This window comes from Marinilabilia rubra (assembly GCF_003121985.1).
Lineage (GTDB): Bacteria > Bacteroidota > Bacteroidia > Bacteroidales > Marinilabiliaceae > Marinilabilia > Marinilabilia rubra.
In genome coordinates this window covers 55,674-71,870 of record NZ_QEWP01000017.1, presented here as the reverse complement: position 1 = coordinate 71,870, position 16,197 = coordinate 55,674, and the positions used below count along the sequence as shown (strand labels likewise).

The 16,197-nt window shown below is 36.3% G+C and carries 13 protein-coding genes; 3 read left to right on the top strand and 10 right to left on the bottom strand.

Features of this window, described 5'->3' with window-relative positions; genetic code table 11:
* Nucleotides 1–72: 72 nt before the first annotated feature.
* The 3 genes from DDZ16_RS16655 to DDZ16_RS16645 all read left to right on the top strand — a co-directional run bounded on the left by DDZ16_RS16655 (nt 73) and on the right by DDZ16_RS16645 (nt 2,726).
* Nucleotides 73–855, top strand: coding sequence for a 2-oxo acid dehydrogenase subunit E2 (locus tag DDZ16_RS16655; RefSeq protein WP_109265619.1), 783 nt, complete (start codon nt 73–75; stop codon nt 853–855).
* A gap of 294 nt (nt 856–1,149) precedes the next feature.
* A complete protein-coding gene (locus tag DDZ16_RS16650) occupies nt 1,150–1,629 on the top strand; it encodes a TrmO family methyltransferase domain-containing protein (protein ID WP_109265618.1) in 480 nt (159 codons plus the stop codon).
* Nucleotides 1,630–1,880: 251 nt separating this feature from the next.
* Entirely contained in the window at nt 1,881–2,726 is an 846-nt protein-coding gene (locus DDZ16_RS16645; protein ID WP_109265617.1) for a class I SAM-dependent methyltransferase, read from the top strand.
* Nucleotides 2,727–2,903: 177 nt separating this feature from the next.
* Here DDZ16_RS16645 and DDZ16_RS16640 read toward each other — a convergent pair whose 3' ends face one another.
* The 10 genes from DDZ16_RS16640 to DDZ16_RS16585 form a co-directional block, all read right to left on the bottom strand.
* A complete protein-coding gene (locus DDZ16_RS16640) occupies nt 2,904–3,503 on the bottom strand; it encodes a hypothetical protein (protein ID WP_109265616.1) in 600 nt (199 codons plus the stop codon).
* Nucleotides 3,504–3,611: 108 nt separating this feature from the next.
* Complete coding sequence (locus DDZ16_RS16635; RefSeq protein WP_109265615.1) at nt 3,612–4,442, bottom strand: GNAT family N-acetyltransferase; 831 nt, start codon at nt 4,440–4,442, stop codon at nt 3,612–3,614.
* A 60-nt stretch (nt 4,443–4,502) separates the two neighbouring features.
* Entirely contained in the window at nt 4,503–5,981 is a 1,479-nt protein-coding gene (locus tag DDZ16_RS16630; RefSeq protein WP_109265614.1) for a hypothetical protein, read from the bottom strand.
* Between the two features lie 59 nt (nt 5,982–6,040).
* The gene (locus DDZ16_RS16625) at nt 6,041–6,619 is read right to left on the bottom strand and encodes a Crp/Fnr family transcriptional regulator (protein WP_109265613.1); all 579 of its coding nucleotides are present in this window, start codon (nt 6,617–6,619) and stop codon (nt 6,041–6,043) included.
* Nucleotides 6,620–7,237: 618 nt separating this feature from the next.
* Nucleotides 7,238–7,879: a hypothetical protein gene (locus tag DDZ16_RS16620; protein WP_109265612.1), complete on the bottom strand. Its 642-nt coding sequence runs from the start codon at nt 7,877–7,879 to the stop codon at nt 7,238–7,240.
* A gap of 974 nt (nt 7,880–8,853) precedes the next feature.
* Nucleotides 8,854–10,611 carry a cache domain-containing protein gene (locus DDZ16_RS16610; RefSeq protein ID WP_109265610.1) on the bottom strand — a complete coding sequence of 586 codons (1,758 nt, stop codon included), beginning with the start codon at nt 10,609–10,611 and terminating at the stop codon, nt 8,854–8,856.
* 801 nt (nt 10,612–11,412) lie between these two features.
* Nucleotides 11,413–13,479 carry a methyl-accepting chemotaxis protein gene (locus tag DDZ16_RS16600; RefSeq protein ID WP_109265608.1) on the bottom strand — a complete coding sequence of 689 codons (2,067 nt, stop codon included), beginning with the start codon at nt 13,477–13,479 and terminating at the stop codon, nt 11,413–11,415.
* A 12-nt stretch (nt 13,480–13,491) separates the two neighbouring features.
* The gene (locus tag DDZ16_RS16595; RefSeq protein ID WP_109265607.1) at nt 13,492–14,214 is read right to left on the bottom strand and encodes a hypothetical protein; all 723 of its coding nucleotides are present in this window, start codon (nt 14,212–14,214) and stop codon (nt 13,492–13,494) included.
* Nucleotides 14,215–14,297: 83 nt separating this feature from the next.
* Complete coding sequence (locus DDZ16_RS16590) at nt 14,298–14,567, bottom strand: histidine kinase dimerization/phospho-acceptor domain-containing protein (protein ID WP_109265606.1); 270 nt, start codon at nt 14,565–14,567, stop codon at nt 14,298–14,300.
* Nucleotides 14,568–15,275: 708 nt separating this feature from the next.
* Nucleotides 15,276–15,962 carry a response regulator transcription factor gene (locus DDZ16_RS16585; protein WP_109265605.1) on the bottom strand — a complete coding sequence of 229 codons (687 nt, stop codon included), beginning with the start codon at nt 15,960–15,962 and terminating at the stop codon, nt 15,276–15,278.
* Between the last annotated feature and the right edge of the window lie 235 nt (nt 15,963–16,197).

The following is a 16,197-nucleotide window of genomic DNA, read 5'->3' as shown; positions in this document are numbered from 1 at the left end:
TCTTTTGATATGGTATTAAATCTTATAGGATGAACTATCTTAGTATATTATAAAAGGTTGAAAAACATTCAAATGGATAGTGAAGCAAAATATGTAATTCGAAAATATCCCAGGATACGGCATGCTACCGTTGATTTGCTGAAAGCAGCGAAAAGAAAGAATATGATTCACAGCATTATTGAAGTTGATATTTCTAATGTCCGTGAAAATATTCGCAAAATAAAAAAAGAAACAAGTCATTATATTTCTTTCACCGGATATATTATTCATTGTGTATCTGATGCGGTGGATAAAAACAGAATTATGCATGCTTACCGGAATAAAAAAAATCAATTGGTTTTATTTGATGAAGTTGACGTAAGCAATACCATTGAAAGAAAAGTGGGCAATAATAATGAAGTTGTTGCTATGATTATTCGTGGAGCCAATAAAAAAACTGTTTCAGAAATTTCGGAAGAAATTCGTTGGGAAAAAGAAAAAGACGTGAAAGATGCAGAAGTTTTTCGATCAATCAATTTGTTTCTTGCGGTACCGTCATTCTTGCGACAACTTGTTTTTAGATTTCTCGATAAATCGCCCAAATTGATGAAAAAAAGGGCGGGTACAGTAATGGTTACTTCAGCAAATATGATTGGAAGCGGTGCCGGCTGGGGTGTTCCCATAGCAACGCATACGTTAAATGTTACCATTGGGGGCATTGTGGACAGGATTGTTGAGCGGGATCATCAATTTGAGAGAAGACAACACCTGTGTCTGACATTTAGTTTTGACCACGATATTGTTGACGGGGCCCCTGCTGCCAGATTTATCAGAAATGTTAAAAGAATTATTGAAGATGGTGAGGTAACTATTTAGGGAGGGCTGAAAAACGCATATATTATTAACTTTAAAAATTTTAAATCACATCAACCATCACTTAAGTGCAAGCTTTACCCTTGATAAGGGTAGACTTGAGAAATGGATTAGAGTCTTACTTATGGTACAAATTGTTTCTGCCATCTGACAAATTGCTTATAATATGATAAATATCCCTGAGTCAGAATTTATTATTACAAGTATGGTTTGGGTTCTTGGCGCCCCGGCGTCGTTTATACTTATAGCCATGTGGTTTAATAGACAAAAAGTTTAAACTTATGTTAGATATTTATTATGGAAACAACATTTCAGGTTAGTGCAATAGGAAAAGTTAAACTTCTGAGTGGAAAAAAAGTCATTTTGCTTGAGAGTAAATACCTGGCAGGATTAACACAAATTGAAGGTTTTAGTCATTTACAGATTTTATGGTGGGCCCATTTAACTGATAATCCCCAAAACAGGGAAAAATTAATTGCCGAAAAATTGTTTAAAAATGCACCAGACATAACAGGCATTTTTTGTACTCGTTCGCCTGTAAGACCGAACCCAATTATGATCAGCACCATAAAGGTAGAAAGGGTTGATACTGATAAAGGTATTATACATACCCCTTTTATTGATGCTGAGACGGACTCTCCTGTGTTAGATATAAAGCCCTACTTCCCGATGGAACGAGTGAAAAACTGTAAAGTGCCAAAGTGGTTTGATCATTGGCCAAAATGGGCTGAGGATTCAGTTGATTTTGACTGGAGTAATGAGATTAATTTCGGTTGAATTGAAGGGCTCCCCTGTTTTATTCTCTAATACTTCGTCATACATGGCCTTCTGAAAGGTCAAAAAAGCAGATCCTGAATCCCTTCTGCACAGATTAATTCTTATACCATTAATCCAAAGTATCGATCATTAACTTGAATAGCGTTTATACGGTTAAATGAGGATGGCAGGAGCTTAATATAATAAGAATATGTATTAGTTTTTAACTGCAAGCTCTTCTGAAGCCCCGTGAATCGCAAAAAAAAAATAGGATGAAAATTGAGGAAATAGTAAATATTACAAAGAAGCCAACCCTTTACGAAGAGGGTACCGCCTTTATGTGGACGGATCCCCATATCTCGAAACAATTGCTTGATGTTCATTTAAATCCCGATCTTGATCTTGCGAGTCGAAAAAAAACAGCAATCGAAAGAACAGCCCGGTGGATTTTAGAAAATCAGAATTCAAGCGAAAAACTAAATATTTTGGATTTAGGATGCGGCCCCGGATTATACACCGAGATTTTTGCTGAAAACGGACATAACGTAACTGGTATTGATATTTCGGAAAATTCCATTGATTATGCTCTCAAATCCGCTGAAAGGAAGCGACTAAATATAGACTATCGACAAGGAAGTTATTTAGATATTGATCTTGGCCAGGAAAAGTATGATTTGATTGTTCTCATTTTTACTGATTTGGGGGTATTACTGCCAAATGAGAGAGAAATTCTTCTTGAAAAAATTTCTGGTGCATTAAAAAAGGGTGGCGTTTTTATTTTTGATGTTTTGAAGGATAAGAACTTACGCAAAAAATTATCACCAAAAACCTGGAATGTAAGTAACGCCGGATTTTGGAAAAATGTCCCGTATTTAGCTTTGTCTGAATCCTTTCTTTACGAACGGGAGAGGGTTATACTATTTCAAAGTGCAATCATAGACAATGAGGAAAATATTACAACATACCGGTTCTGGACTCATTTCTTTACACATAAAAAGATTATTGAAATGCTTGAAAAATATGGTTTTCATAACATCGGTTTTAAGGATGATGTTTTGCCTGAAAGTGATTTATGGAATGGGGATAATGTGATATTTACTAAATGTGTGAGAGAATAGAATTTAATTCATTTGCGAAGCCTCGAACTATTAAAACACCCCTTCAGCCATGGGCTTTAAAATTTTTTGCCTTTTTATCTTTTAATACCGATCCAAGACCAATGTTGTAAACTTACTTTTGAATTTATCAGGTTAAGATATCAATAACACTTAACAGGAAGAAATATTGCCTGTCCTTCAAATTTTTATTCCTGCAAATAATAGAGGTATTTGGAAGAAAAATCTATCACTAAAGCTTTGATTCATTCTTTCATAAAAACTTTTTGGTTTGTTTGAATTATAAAGGCCAAATCCAAAAGGCCAGGCAATATTAACAAATAGGGGAAGGTTCTTATAGTTGAAATTAAAACGATAGCCAATTCTAAACTCGTTCCACAAATCAAACCCCTTGTAATGTTTAGATTCATTTTGTTCATAAAAGTTGTCATAACCTGGCCATATTTCATACTCTGCATAAATATTCTTTGTTAGAAATCTTCTAAATCCAAATATTAATGCAGGAGAGTTCGTTGTTCCCTCCGGAAAATTTAGATTCATATATGCAATGCCAAATTTTAATTCATTTTTGGGGTTAATGGCATAATCATATTTTATTCCCCAAATTCCCATGCCGGCACTTTGCATAAATGGCGACATAGGACTTGTTTCAAAAGAGTGTTTAGAGGTGCTTTTATCATCTGTACTTTGGGCTTGTGAAAGAACCGGCTTAATAAAGGCTAGTAACACAAGTATTGCCAAAGTTTTTTTGGTTGGAGTATAGTGTTTTGCTTTTGTCATTTGGTTTTCTAAAGTGAAATTTTTTCTGGACTAAATGCAAAAAAGTGTTTTTGAATGGTTTGCATTATGGTTTTAATTGGATTTTGCCCCATGTGAAGGTTAAGCTTTTTACTTACCTAACCTGTAATAGGGTATTTTTGCTATTGCTTCAAAGCCAAGCTTTTCTGCAAGTTTAAATGAGGGTGTGTTTTCTAATCGACAAGCCCATACAGGTTCAAAATTATTTTTAAGACAGAAATCAATCAATGCGGAGCATGTCAATTGAGCATATCCATACCCACGATATTCAGGAATCGTTTCAATACCGATCTCTAATTTGTTGTCATGGATAAATGCAGAGTATGCAGTTGCTGCTAAATTTTGGTTGCAATACAAACTGAATCCCACACCACCGTTAATAAAATCTTCTTCGGAATCCCAAAATTTGGAAGGAATTACACTCCCCCTCATTTCATTATAGATATTTTTGTCTGTTTTTCTTATCTCACAATCTTTGGGTAAGTTAATCTCTTTGTATTCATGGTGTTTTTTGGGATTAAATTTGAAATTTACACGTGTGTTTAATTCTATTATTCCATTTCCTGTTTTTCTTTTAAACTCAGATGGGTTAATCAAATGGTCTTTGTAAAGATCAGATAAAACGTTATTCCATTCAGCAGGATAAGCCTGCATCCATTCAGGATTATTACGTTGTTTTTTCGAGTTTAAGGAATAGTCAAGAAAGTTTTGATTGAATTCGGGATTTCCCGGGTCTCCAAATAAAAGAGACATTCCATAAGGATGAACAATATAAAAGGTCTTGGGATTTTTGTCGTTATCAACAAATACTTTTCCTGAAATCTTCTTCTCAATTACAGAGCGGGCAAACAAATTGTTAATACTTACCTTTTTCAAATGGTTGGTTACCCTGTCATAATTATTTATGTTTAATGGTATCATCTTTTTTTGTTTGAGCTATGTTTTAAAATAAAAGTTGTCACTTTCCGATTAAGAACTGAATTATCTGTTTATTTTAAAGATTATTTGTTGATTGAATACATCTATGGTATATGCAAAATTATTCATGAAAACAGGACCTATGTCTCCGGCAGAAGCTAGTCCATAATACCAATTTGGGATTCTTTTAATAACCAAACCCCCTTCTACCTGGTACTTTATTCTTCCAATTTCCAAAACGCAATCAACTTTATCAATGGGGTAGTCCTTGCCGTTCCATTCTATAGCACCCGAGTAACTCTCAAGATTAAGTGCTTTAAGAGAAAGTGAATTGAAACAGATATCCCTGGAGCCTGTTTCTAATTGCATCAGGACTTCCTTACCATTGACTTTGCATGGTATGAATATCCATCCGTTTCTCACAATGTAGGGGACCTTTACAATTTCATCCTGGTTTTCACTGATATAATTTTGCAAGGTATTGTAGTCCAATAACCATACTTCCTCTTTTTGGGGATCAATATGTATTGCTCTGTTTTTGAAAATAAAAGGAGAAGAGCAGCCATCTGCTTTTGAGAATCGACCGTCAAAATAACCAAATATTAAGTTTTTGTATGGAGGGTTAGCAAGAATTGCCTTTTTATAATGAAGATCGGCAGGTTTGTCCATGTAATTATATGATATCCCGTTTTTAGTGACCAAAATATCACTTCCTGAAATACTTTTTCCCAGAGATTTATCATGGACAGTCATCATATTATACCCTGTTCCGGTATCAATTTCAATCTTTAAAGAATCTCCTTTTTCATCAATCATATAAAAACCAACACCTGGTCCGCAACTGGCAAAAGGGAGTTCATAATTTCCATTTTCGGGGATTGCAGTTTTAGTTTTGGATAAAATACCTAAAATTTCCCTGTACTTTGACCCGTAAAACTCCTTTCCAATAATTTGTTCCACGTAATCCATGTAAAAAATGGCATTTTGGTAATTTCTATCCCATGATGAATTATGTAAGGCCAGGTATGGCAAAAATTTAAAAATGGTTTCCGAGGATATTTTTTTTGCTGTTTTTTTACAGTGTTCAAAATTGCCTTTATCAAGTTCTAAAAGCCATTTCATGAGGTTAACTTCTCCATTTTCAGGATAATTGGCTAAATAGTTTTGAATTAAACTGTCGGCCTCTGATAAACCAATAAAAACAGCATGTTTTAGTTTCATTAGGTTATAAATGTTGTGTTTTCCGGTTTTCTTTATTTTTTCAAGGTAATTTAAAAAAATACCCTCTCCTTGAAATAATTTCATCTCTGCGCGTAAATAAAGAAGCCTCGGGTTTAAGGAATCCTTTTCTTCTACTTCCGTTAGATAGAGGTCTGCTTTTTTAAAATTCAGTATCCCGATTTCAGTAGTGGCCAGGTTGAGCAATGAATCTTTTGCTACTTGCCCATAAGTATTTATAGACAATGAAGCTATCAGAATTTTTAAAAAAATAATATGGTGAGTTATTTTTGTTTTGCTTTTTGTACAATTAATGGCCTTCATGCTTCTTTTTGTTTTGAAGCAAAAGTAAATGGAAGAACAGAAAGGACACTTCACCTATGTTAATTCTGATTGTTTTTTTTATTCTTGCTTCTGATTCGGCTTAATGATTGGGGGGCAATTCCCAGGAAGTTTGCCAGGTGTTTTAATGGCACTTTCTCCTCTAATTCAGGTTGAATTTTAAGAAGTTTTAAATACCGGCTTTCAGCAGATTGGATTCTGTTGGTTATCATTATTTGTTCAATATATCCACTGATTTCAAGTATGAGGTTTTTAGTAAACTGTTCCCATGAATCCATTTTAGATAGTTCCCTGATTTGCTCTGCCGTAGTTTGCCAAACAATACATCGTGATAAAGCTTGAATATTTACCTTTGCTGGAATCCTTTTCTCCAGACTTTCCTTATCGCTAAAGCAATAGGGGGCATTTACAAAGTAGAAGGTTAACTCATCACCGTCGTGATATTTAAAAAATCTTACCAAACCATTTTCCAGAAAATAAAAATGCCTGCATGTTTTACCTTCTTCAATGATAATTTCATCTTTAACTATTTCTTTTCGGTTAAAAGAGCTTTTAATTAACTCCCAGTCTTTTTGGGGTAAAAATGTATATTTCTCTATGAATTTTTTCAATGGATTCATGCTGTAATTTTTTGTTGTAAAGAGAAATGAGCGACTTGTTTTCGTGTAGATCTGTATTTAGTGGCAGGACAAAATTAATGTTTTTAAACCGCTTTAGGAAAAACAGGTTCGCTAAATTACTTCGAAGCTGACAATGCGTCATTTCAAGCTGACAATGTGGCATTGTGATCTGACAATGCGTCGCTTCAAGCTGACAATGCGTCACCTGGGGACATCAATTCTTGACTGTTCGACATCAATTCTTCACTTGCTGAGTTCAATTCGCGGCTGTTCGAGTTCAATTCCTGGCTGTTCGAGTTCAATTCGCGACTGTTCGAGTTCAATTCTTTATTTTCTGCCCTCCATTCCTGCCTTTATTCCGCTAATGCCGATCTGCAAACCGCATAATTCTAATGCAGGATTTGCAATTAGGGTAAAGATTTTAATTCGGATAACATAGGATTATAAATCTAATTTCATTTGAATGCTTCGTTGAGTGGGTATTGTCGCCTGGCTCTTCCGTTTTGCTATCAATGAAATCCGTACTAGCTGAGTTAAGGAATACAAAAAGCCCCTGCAAAAGAGTTTTAATCTCCGGCGGGGGCTCATAAATGGAATATGGTATTAAAGGAGGATAATCTAATCTACAATGGTTCTTGCACGGGTATACTCCTCGTAGAATTCTGGATTGGAGAGCTCGAATTGAAGCATGAGCGGGTCAAGCGTATTCTTCAATAAGTCGTTGGTGGCATCAAACAATTCATCCAGGGTTTTTAGTTTGGTAAATCTTTTATTCCTGATGGTTCGAGGCTTTCCGATCAGAGTTGTGAAATCGTCCAGCGTAGTTTCTGTTTCGCTTACCATGGCCTCAGTTACCCCGAAATCGGATAAAGCTTCTATATTGTCCCTCACTTTTTTTATTAGTGGCGTTACAATTGCTTCAACATCACGTTCACGTGCCTTAATTAGATCGGTTTTGGAAACATCATACTTATCCGTTGAAGTTTCTTCACCCTCCAGGGCGTAAAATGCTTTAAGAATTCCGGAAAGAATGGCCACTTTTTTGGCAAGATTCGACAATAGTTTGTTTTTCTTTTCAGTGATTCGACTACTGCTTAATTGCGAGGTATTGTCAGTTTCCTGAATTCGTTGCCGCAACTCATCCAGTTGGTTCTTTACCGGGGCCATTATAGGGATAGGGCTCCAGGCTTCTGTGTAGTCATCCAATACATCTGAACTGTTGTCAAACATTCTGAAATGTTGATTCTGTCTTTCGTTCATAATTTTGCTTTTTTTTAAATGGTTAATGAATAAAATTGAATTGAAATGAGCAGGGGAGAATGACTCCTGCTTTTTTAGAAACTAAGATTTAATTAACTGAAGGTTAATCGTAATTATTGGAAAAGAATAGTGTAAAGAGTTTTCGGGAATCGAAAAGGAAGCACTTACGGGATCGCTCTGGCGGACAATTTTGGGATTTGAGGTTAGCATAATTTTTTGGGTTTTTGTAAAAAGTTGATTGCTAAATTAAAAATGTATCAACAAAGAATCAATATAAATAACAAATTGGTAGTAAAAAGTTGTTCTTTTTGATAAATGGGCAGGCGCCTGAATTTAGACGTTAATCATTAAATTGTTGGGATTTTACTGTGAAACGATAGATTGGGGACCCGGTACTGCTTCTACCATTTAGTATTGATCAGAAATCCGTGCGTCTGTTTTGCCTGATTAAATATCATTTTGATGGAATAAAAGGGAGAAAAAATAAAAAAAGCCTGAGAGTGGGGCCACACCCTCAGGCATCACCGGCACTATAAGGGGAGGTATGTGCCGGTGAACAAAGATTCGTGTCTGGTTTATGTATTTTATTAGCTATACCAGACTGGTAGTGAATCGTCCCCTTTGAATAATTGCATGAAAATAGATTTATCAGAACCGGGGGGGGAATGAATAAGGACGTTAATTCATTTTTAATCGTTGGATGTCATTCTTTAAAAACCGGATTTTGTTTTTTCTTTTGCGTCTTGACGATTTTCGGTCAAGTAAAATGCGTAACTCAATAGATGAGTCCTCAATAACTTTTGCATATTTTTTTAATGCCTCAGCGCAGTCTGCATCTTTGTATATTAGTCTGGAAAATTCCTGAGATATATTTAAACAGGTTCTGATACGATTTTCCTCAATTCTAAATTGATCCTTTGAGATTTTTTTGCGCGACATGTCGGGATTTTATTTTGAGGGTTCACGATAATGATTTAATTGTTTAAGCTGTTTTTTATGGTTTTGAGGTCATTTATCCTAAAAAGCAAAGAACTTATAGACTCCTCATATCTGGCACTGGCTTTCATGTTATGTCGGATAAGAATGCTCATCCTTTTCAGATTGTAAGCTTTTCTTTGGGTGTAACTTCTTTGTCCTGAATTGGCTCTAAGGATTCCATTGAAGTTCTCTTTGGATTTGGTTAGTTCAGAGACGATACTGCTAATTTGTCTGCAGCTATGATCGCCTATGCTCCATAAATCCCTAGAAAGCTTATTGATTGTGTTGGTATCATGAAGGTGGTTTTCAAGGATGGCATTTAAATCTTCTTTTTCCAAATCTTTTGGTGCTTTGTTAAGGGCATTGACAGTTAAGTTTATCAATGCCAATACCAACTGGTAATTATGATCGTTCAGCTGTTCAATTCTTTCCGAGAATTGTTTAATATTATTCAGTTCTCTGCTGTTTTTCCAATCAATGTTTCTTATTTTCAATAGAGAATTACTGATTTGGTGTTTGAAGTGCTTTATTTGATCATCGTTATTGCTTGCAACAGCGACCATCTCCTGCTCATTGAGTAATAGTTCCTCTGATATTTTAGCCTGCTGACTAAGATTCTCTTCCATTAATGCTTTGTAAAAGCTTATTTGTCTGAGGCATTCGTCCATTCCATCTTCAATTTGGTTAATATTTACCCGTGCTTTATTAACTTTATTGTTTAGTTGTTTTAGGTTGGAAATCAAATTGTTATTTTGGGAGGTGTCTGGTGTGTTTTCAAAATTTACAGGTTTACCTTCGGATAACTCTTTGGCTATTTTCGATGCCCTAATGTAACTGGTAATTATTGGTTTTATTGACCTCAAAATAAAGAATGCGGCTGTTGAAAAAAACAGAAATGCAATTATGGTGATTAACAGGAATAAACTTTTAAGGGATTCGGTAAGTCCGGCTAGAGAATACGTTGAAGAAATTGTCAAATTGAGGCCATGATGACTTAATGGAGAGGATATAGCTAATGATTTGCTCTTTCCCCGGCCAGTTAAAGTATAGGGTGTTTCTGATAAAGAAAACTCTTGTTCTCTGTTGCTTGCCTGTTGAATTGTGTGGTTTAGGTCGAGTTGAAAGTCCGACATGGGGAATGGGTATTTGCCTTGAACGGTCCTTTCAATGCTTTTTAAAGAAAACTCTAATACCAATACACCGGTCAGGCTTCCTGATGTGTCGGTTACCGGATGTGAAAAATAAAGAGCAGGGATGTTTTCATTTCCACCAATCAATGTCAAATCTTCTTTTCCTTTCCTGAATGCCAGATTCAATGGCGAATTGTGTAGTTCTGCAGTGGCAATTCTGGAAAAAAATGTTGGTAGATCGGTTGAATACCGGAAAACATCACCTGCTCTTGAAATCAGATAAACATTTGCGTTATTGGTCCCTGATAGTATTTTGTGTTTTTCTGAAAAGTTGGTTGGCTGAATTGGGGTGTCGGATTTAAGATGATTGCATTTTTGGCTGAATGCAACAAGTTGTGAGTCACAACTCATCTCTTTTAATTCTTCAGTTATTTGGTTCAATAATTCCGTAACCTGGTTTGTTCTCTCCCGGTTTAATAAACCAACTTGTTTTGTTCTTTCGTTAATTAAAGTGTTCTTGCAAAACTGGTAACTAAAAGTACCTGTAAGCACTGCTCCTGTAAGAGAAGCTGCAAACATTAGAAGTTTCAGCTTTCTGAAAGTTGTATGGTCGATTTTTTTCATTGACCCGGATAAGTTTTTTTATAGGTTACATAAAACATTGCGCGATGGATGGGAAAGGGGCGTAAGGGCTGGGGTGTTGTGATTGTAAAAAATGGGTGCATCAGAGATTCCCTTCAGGAGAGAATTTGGAGCCCTAAACCTTCGTTAAGGCAAGGGCTCCGTCCTCTACTAAACCTAAAAATCTACAACCTTTCATTTGTTATGAAAAAAGCGGGATTGGGCAAGATCTTTTGTTTGTTAAGTATTAGAAATCTCATATTTTGGGTATTTGTACAATTCTTTTCTATTCAAATCTGTTTTAGGCCAGGGAGATGGTTGATTGGTGATTTCTATGTTTATTGTCAATTTTTACCGCTTGTAAAGGCTTATTCTTCTCAAGTTGGTCTTATGAGAAACCATAAAGAAGTAAATTTGGAGCCCCGAACCTTCGTTAAGGTCAGGGGCTCCGACCTTTAAAAACCTAAACATTCAAAACCTTTCACTTGTCATGAAAAAGATAGGATTGGGCAAGTTCTTTTGTTTATTAAGTAATAGAAATTTCATATGTAGGGTATTTGTACACTTCTTTTTTGAAAATCAGCTGAGAGTTAGTTGGGAGGTTGATTAAATGTTTTGTTGAACCCGTCGTTTGTCATCCTGGTGTCTTTAGCCTTCTTTCAATGGGATTATTCTTTCCCGGCTGCAAACGAGGTAGATTTGGAGCCCCAACCTTCGTTAGGGTCAGGGCTCCGACCTTTAAAACCTACAACCTTTCACTTATTATGAAATGGGATCGGGAAAGACCTTTGGTTTTTTTGGGTATTAGAATTTCTCATATTGATTTTTGTCGAACTCCTGGCTTTGAAAAACTTCTGTTGGTTGGTGAGCTGTTGATTCAGGATCTTTCTGAACGGTTTTTCCTTCATTTTTTGGTTTGTTTTCCTGTTTTAATGAAGATATTTCCTGCTCGAATTTATGATCAACTTTGAAAAAACTTATGATTTCCAACAACTGTTCAGCTTGAGAAGCCAGCTCCTCGCTGGTAGATGCCATTTCCTCACTTGATGCGGCATTTTGCTGTGTTACCTGGTTAAAGCTTTGAACAGCTGAATTGATTTGATCAGCTCCAACCTTTTGCTCATTACTTGAAGCCGCAATTTCTTTCATTAAACCACTCGTTTTTTGAATTTCAGGAACCAGTTCGGTGAGCTTTTTTCCGGCTGCCTCAGAAATTTTCACCCCATAACGGGTTAATTTTTCGATTTCCTGAGCGGCCACTTTTGAGCGGTCTGCCAGTTTTCTTACCTCTGCCGCTACAACAGCAAATCCTCTTCCGCTTTCTCCGGCCCTTGCGGCTTCAACCGCTGCATTAAGCGATAAAATATTGGTCTGAAAGGCAATGTCATTAATGATACTGATCTTTTCAGAAATCTCTTTCATGGAATCGGCCGTTTCGTTAACCACCTGGTTGCCTTCTTTTATTCCTTGCTCTGCATTCAATACCGTTTTTTCGGCGGTTTGTGCGTGATCGGCATTTTGCTGAATCATGCCTGCCATTTCTTCCATCGAAGAACTTATTTCTTCGGCCGAAGAGGCTTGCTCATTGTTCCCAACGCTTATTTGCTGCGCTGATGTGGACATTTGCTGACTGGCGGATGCCACATTATTGGAGGCCGAAACTACCCCTTCAACGGTTGCCCGCATTTTGTCTGTCAATTGCTGAAAAGCCAATGCTAACATCCCCAACTCATCATTTTTGGTCAGGGCGTCATCCGGTACATCAACTGTGAGATCACCGTTGGAAAGGATACCGGAAAAATCAACCGCATCTTTTATTCCCTGTGAAATGATTTTATTAACAAAATAACCTAGTACAAAAATTGCTGCACCTCCCAAAATGACGCCAATAATAATCATTATCCACATCTGTTTGTTGGCCTCTGCCGTAATGATTTCTCTGGGTACTGTAAACCTTACTTGCCAGGGCGTTTCTGTTTGACCGATGGTTAAGGGAACAGAAATTTGGAGAGCTGTATCTGCGAATTCAACATTTGAGACTCCTTTTTGAAGGTTTTCAATCTCCTGATCAAATGTCTCAGGGAATACCTTTTTTATGGATTCATTAATGAGTTCCGGTCTTTGGTTGTTGGCCACATAGATTCCTTTATTAGAAACAATACTCATTCGATAGTGACCCTGATAATAACCCTGGTCTGATACCAGTTCCTGAATGAAGTCAATGGGGAAATCAATACCTGTTACTCCCAAAAATGTATCATTATTCATGACCGGTGTCATACAGGAAACCATCAGCACATCTACTCCCTGTACCGGGTATAATATGGGTTCGGTTAGAAATTCATTCAATTTGGTTTTAGGTTTCCAGTACCATGGGGCTTTTTCGGAATCATCATAGTCGATTAAGACTTCCACCGCAGCTGTACCGTCATCTTTTTTTGTCAGATAGGACATAAAGCGACCCGTAGAATCGTGCGCAACCGTATTTCTGAAAAGGTTGTCTTTCCCATCGAAGGCATCGGGCTCAAACGCCAGGGTAAAGCCCAGAAATCGTTCGTCTGAAAACAGAACTTTTTCTGCCATTGACACTGCGGTTTGGCGGTTTATAGCTCCGCTTTCCTTTTCCTTGCCTACCACCGAAACAGCGTTGGCCATGGCTCTGGAAGCATCCATGGCTAACTCAAAGCTGGATTGAATGCTCTTGGAGTAAACCCTTGCTATTGATTCCGCTTCATTTTGCGCAGACCGGATAGTCTCCTGGCGGGTTTTGATTACCGCATAGGTGATTAAGAAGATTGTAAGAAGGGATATTCCTATTCCACTAATAATGCCAAATTTCTTTTGAAGTGAAAACTGCACCTCTTTTTTCATAATTTATGCTGATTAAATTGAAATATTAAATACGAAAAACACATCTCTGTTGGAAGGATTAAAGGTGAGTGAGGTTGAAACAGGTAATTGAGTGGATTCTGAAATTTTAAATTGTTTGGTTGCACTTACTCCAAGGTTTACAATTCCCGGGTCATTGGCGTAAAAACCGTCGTGAGTAGTCCCGCCAATAAAAACATTGCAATCGTGCTTGTGAAATGAAAAAGGGTATTTGACTTCAAAATATGTTGAGAAGTTTTGGTCTCCTTCATCATCTAAATCTGCACCATAAACAAATGAGCTGGCTGTAAATTGAAAAGGGAGGTTTTGGAACGGGGGTTCGTAGATCAGAACTGCCTCAATCAAATGGTTGGTTTCATCTCTTCTCCACTCCGAATAATCCGAAATGGACATGTCGGTTTCATCTTCGGTGAAATAGTCATTCACACAAAGGGTAAAGCCTTCATTGCAGTATGACAAAAACAGATCCACTTCTGCATAGTTGCCGGAGGTGGCGTATGATCCCCATGTGGCTGCTGTGAAATTTTTCCAGGTAACCGCAATATATGGTTGAATGTTGGGAGCATCGTCAAAAAGAAGACCCCTCCAAACGTAACGGCTGCAAAAACCTACACTACTTTCCAATGATACCTCCCCGGCTTCTTGTGCATGCACTTTTACCTGAAAAAGAAGCACTATCAGGGTCGTTAAACCTGCTGTTTTTAATACTTTTTTCATTTTATGTAATGTTCGAATAAGAGATTTTCATGTTTCATTTAATTGAAAAGAGGGCAAAAGGAATTCTGAATTTTTTAGGTCAATTATGTGTCTTTATTTTTCATTATTTCTGTGGCCATTTTTATGTTGGTTTTATTATTCTGCTTTAAATTTTGAATAATAATCCCCTCGTATTGGTTGATGGATGAAAGAAGCTCGTTCGCTGCAGAAAGAATGATCTTAGCATATTGAGAATCTCTTTCCAAGGGGTCAGAATCAAGAGTCATTAATTCAGCTAACCCCATTATTACATTAAGAGGTGTTCTCAATTCGTGAGGAATTTGATTCTCAAAAGAGTTTAAATGTTCAGACATCCTTAGCAACTTTTTAATTAATACTTCTTTTCTAAACTTTTGTGATATAGTGTATTCATATAAATGAATTTCATGCTTTACATTTATGTCCTTTCTTTGTTATTATGCTTGTGTGTATCCTTCTTCATTTTACTTTGAGTCGGGTAAATGAGTAATGCGAAATATTTGATTCTGCGTTTTCCGCAAACATAAAAAGAAATGACTGCTCCAATTTTACCCTTTCACTAAGTCTCACATTAATTTAAATCTGAACAAAATAGAAAAGCCACCGTGAATTAATGGGGTTTATAGAACCCTTGTTTTACAATGGACATTATAAACAAGGTGTTCTTTTTACAAGGCAAAATCTTCACAGTCATATTTCAATCTGGATGAGAAATACATGGATAGAAACAGGTGTGCTAAATCTGTAATAAAGGCTCAAAAAAAGGTTTGTTTCTTTGAACCTTTTGAAAAATGAAAACATCGTTCTACAAAAGCTTCACAAATATTAAGAAATAGAATTTTGGTCAGACCTTTACTCTCCAGTATTTCCAATAAAAACAAAAATCTCTTATTTTGTGTGTTAATCCACACATAAGTGTACAAAAGACTTTGTTAAAAATATTAAATAAAACCCGTTGGTTTATTTAAAAATTACGGAACAAAGATCTTTGATTAAATCTTATTCTCAAATGCCATTTTATCACCGAATTTTATGGTAAAAAATTACCATAGGAGGGGATGGGGCAATTTCTCTTTAATGTTTGGCTGGTCTACTATATTGGCCACCAATTGGAGGGTTGACGAAAAGCCGGTTTTTTTTAAAATATTGGTCTTATGTCGTACTACCGTTCTGGGACTTATGCAGAGTCTTTCAGCCAGACTTTCTGCATCAAGTCCCTGGCATAGTAATTTGAGGACCTCCAGTTCTCTGGGGGTGAGTTTTTTGATTATTGAGTTGTTGTCTCGTGAAGGAACCTGGCTGCTTATTGGGTTAATATTATCAGAGATGTATTTTTCCCCATTAATCAAAATTTTTAGGGCTTTAATGTACGTAATTGAAGGATCCTTGTAAGCTAAGACTCCTGTTAATGAAAACTTATCGGACAGGTCGTTTACTAAGTCAAAATGCTGGTTGCCTACAAAGATAATTCTTACTCTTCCCCGTAAAAAATCACATCCTAGTAATGCTAAAAGATCAAATTTCTGAATGCTTCCAGTTTCTATGAATACAAAATCAAATTTCTTTTGAGATTCATCTTTTATGTATTCAAAAGAGGAGTCATAATGGATAACATTTCGGCAATCAAAGGTAAGGTGAAGGAAATTTATTAGTCCTTCGTTAAAAAAGTAGTTTTGGGAAATGACAGCAATATTAATGTTTTCTAAATTGCCTAACTTTTTTCTTTTCATAATGTTGAACTTGGTATTTGGTGGACATATTGGATTTTTTTAGGTTGATTATCAAATAGGACAAAATTCGGAACGCAAAAAAAAGTTATTATTCTAGTTGTTCCAAAAGTTGTCCGATGAGTGACATGTTTTTATCGATGAAAAGGTTTTTTTCATGGTTAAATAAAGATTTTATTAACCCATCGATGATTATTGGCAATGCTTTATTCACAGTCAATTTACCTTGGTTTTTTGT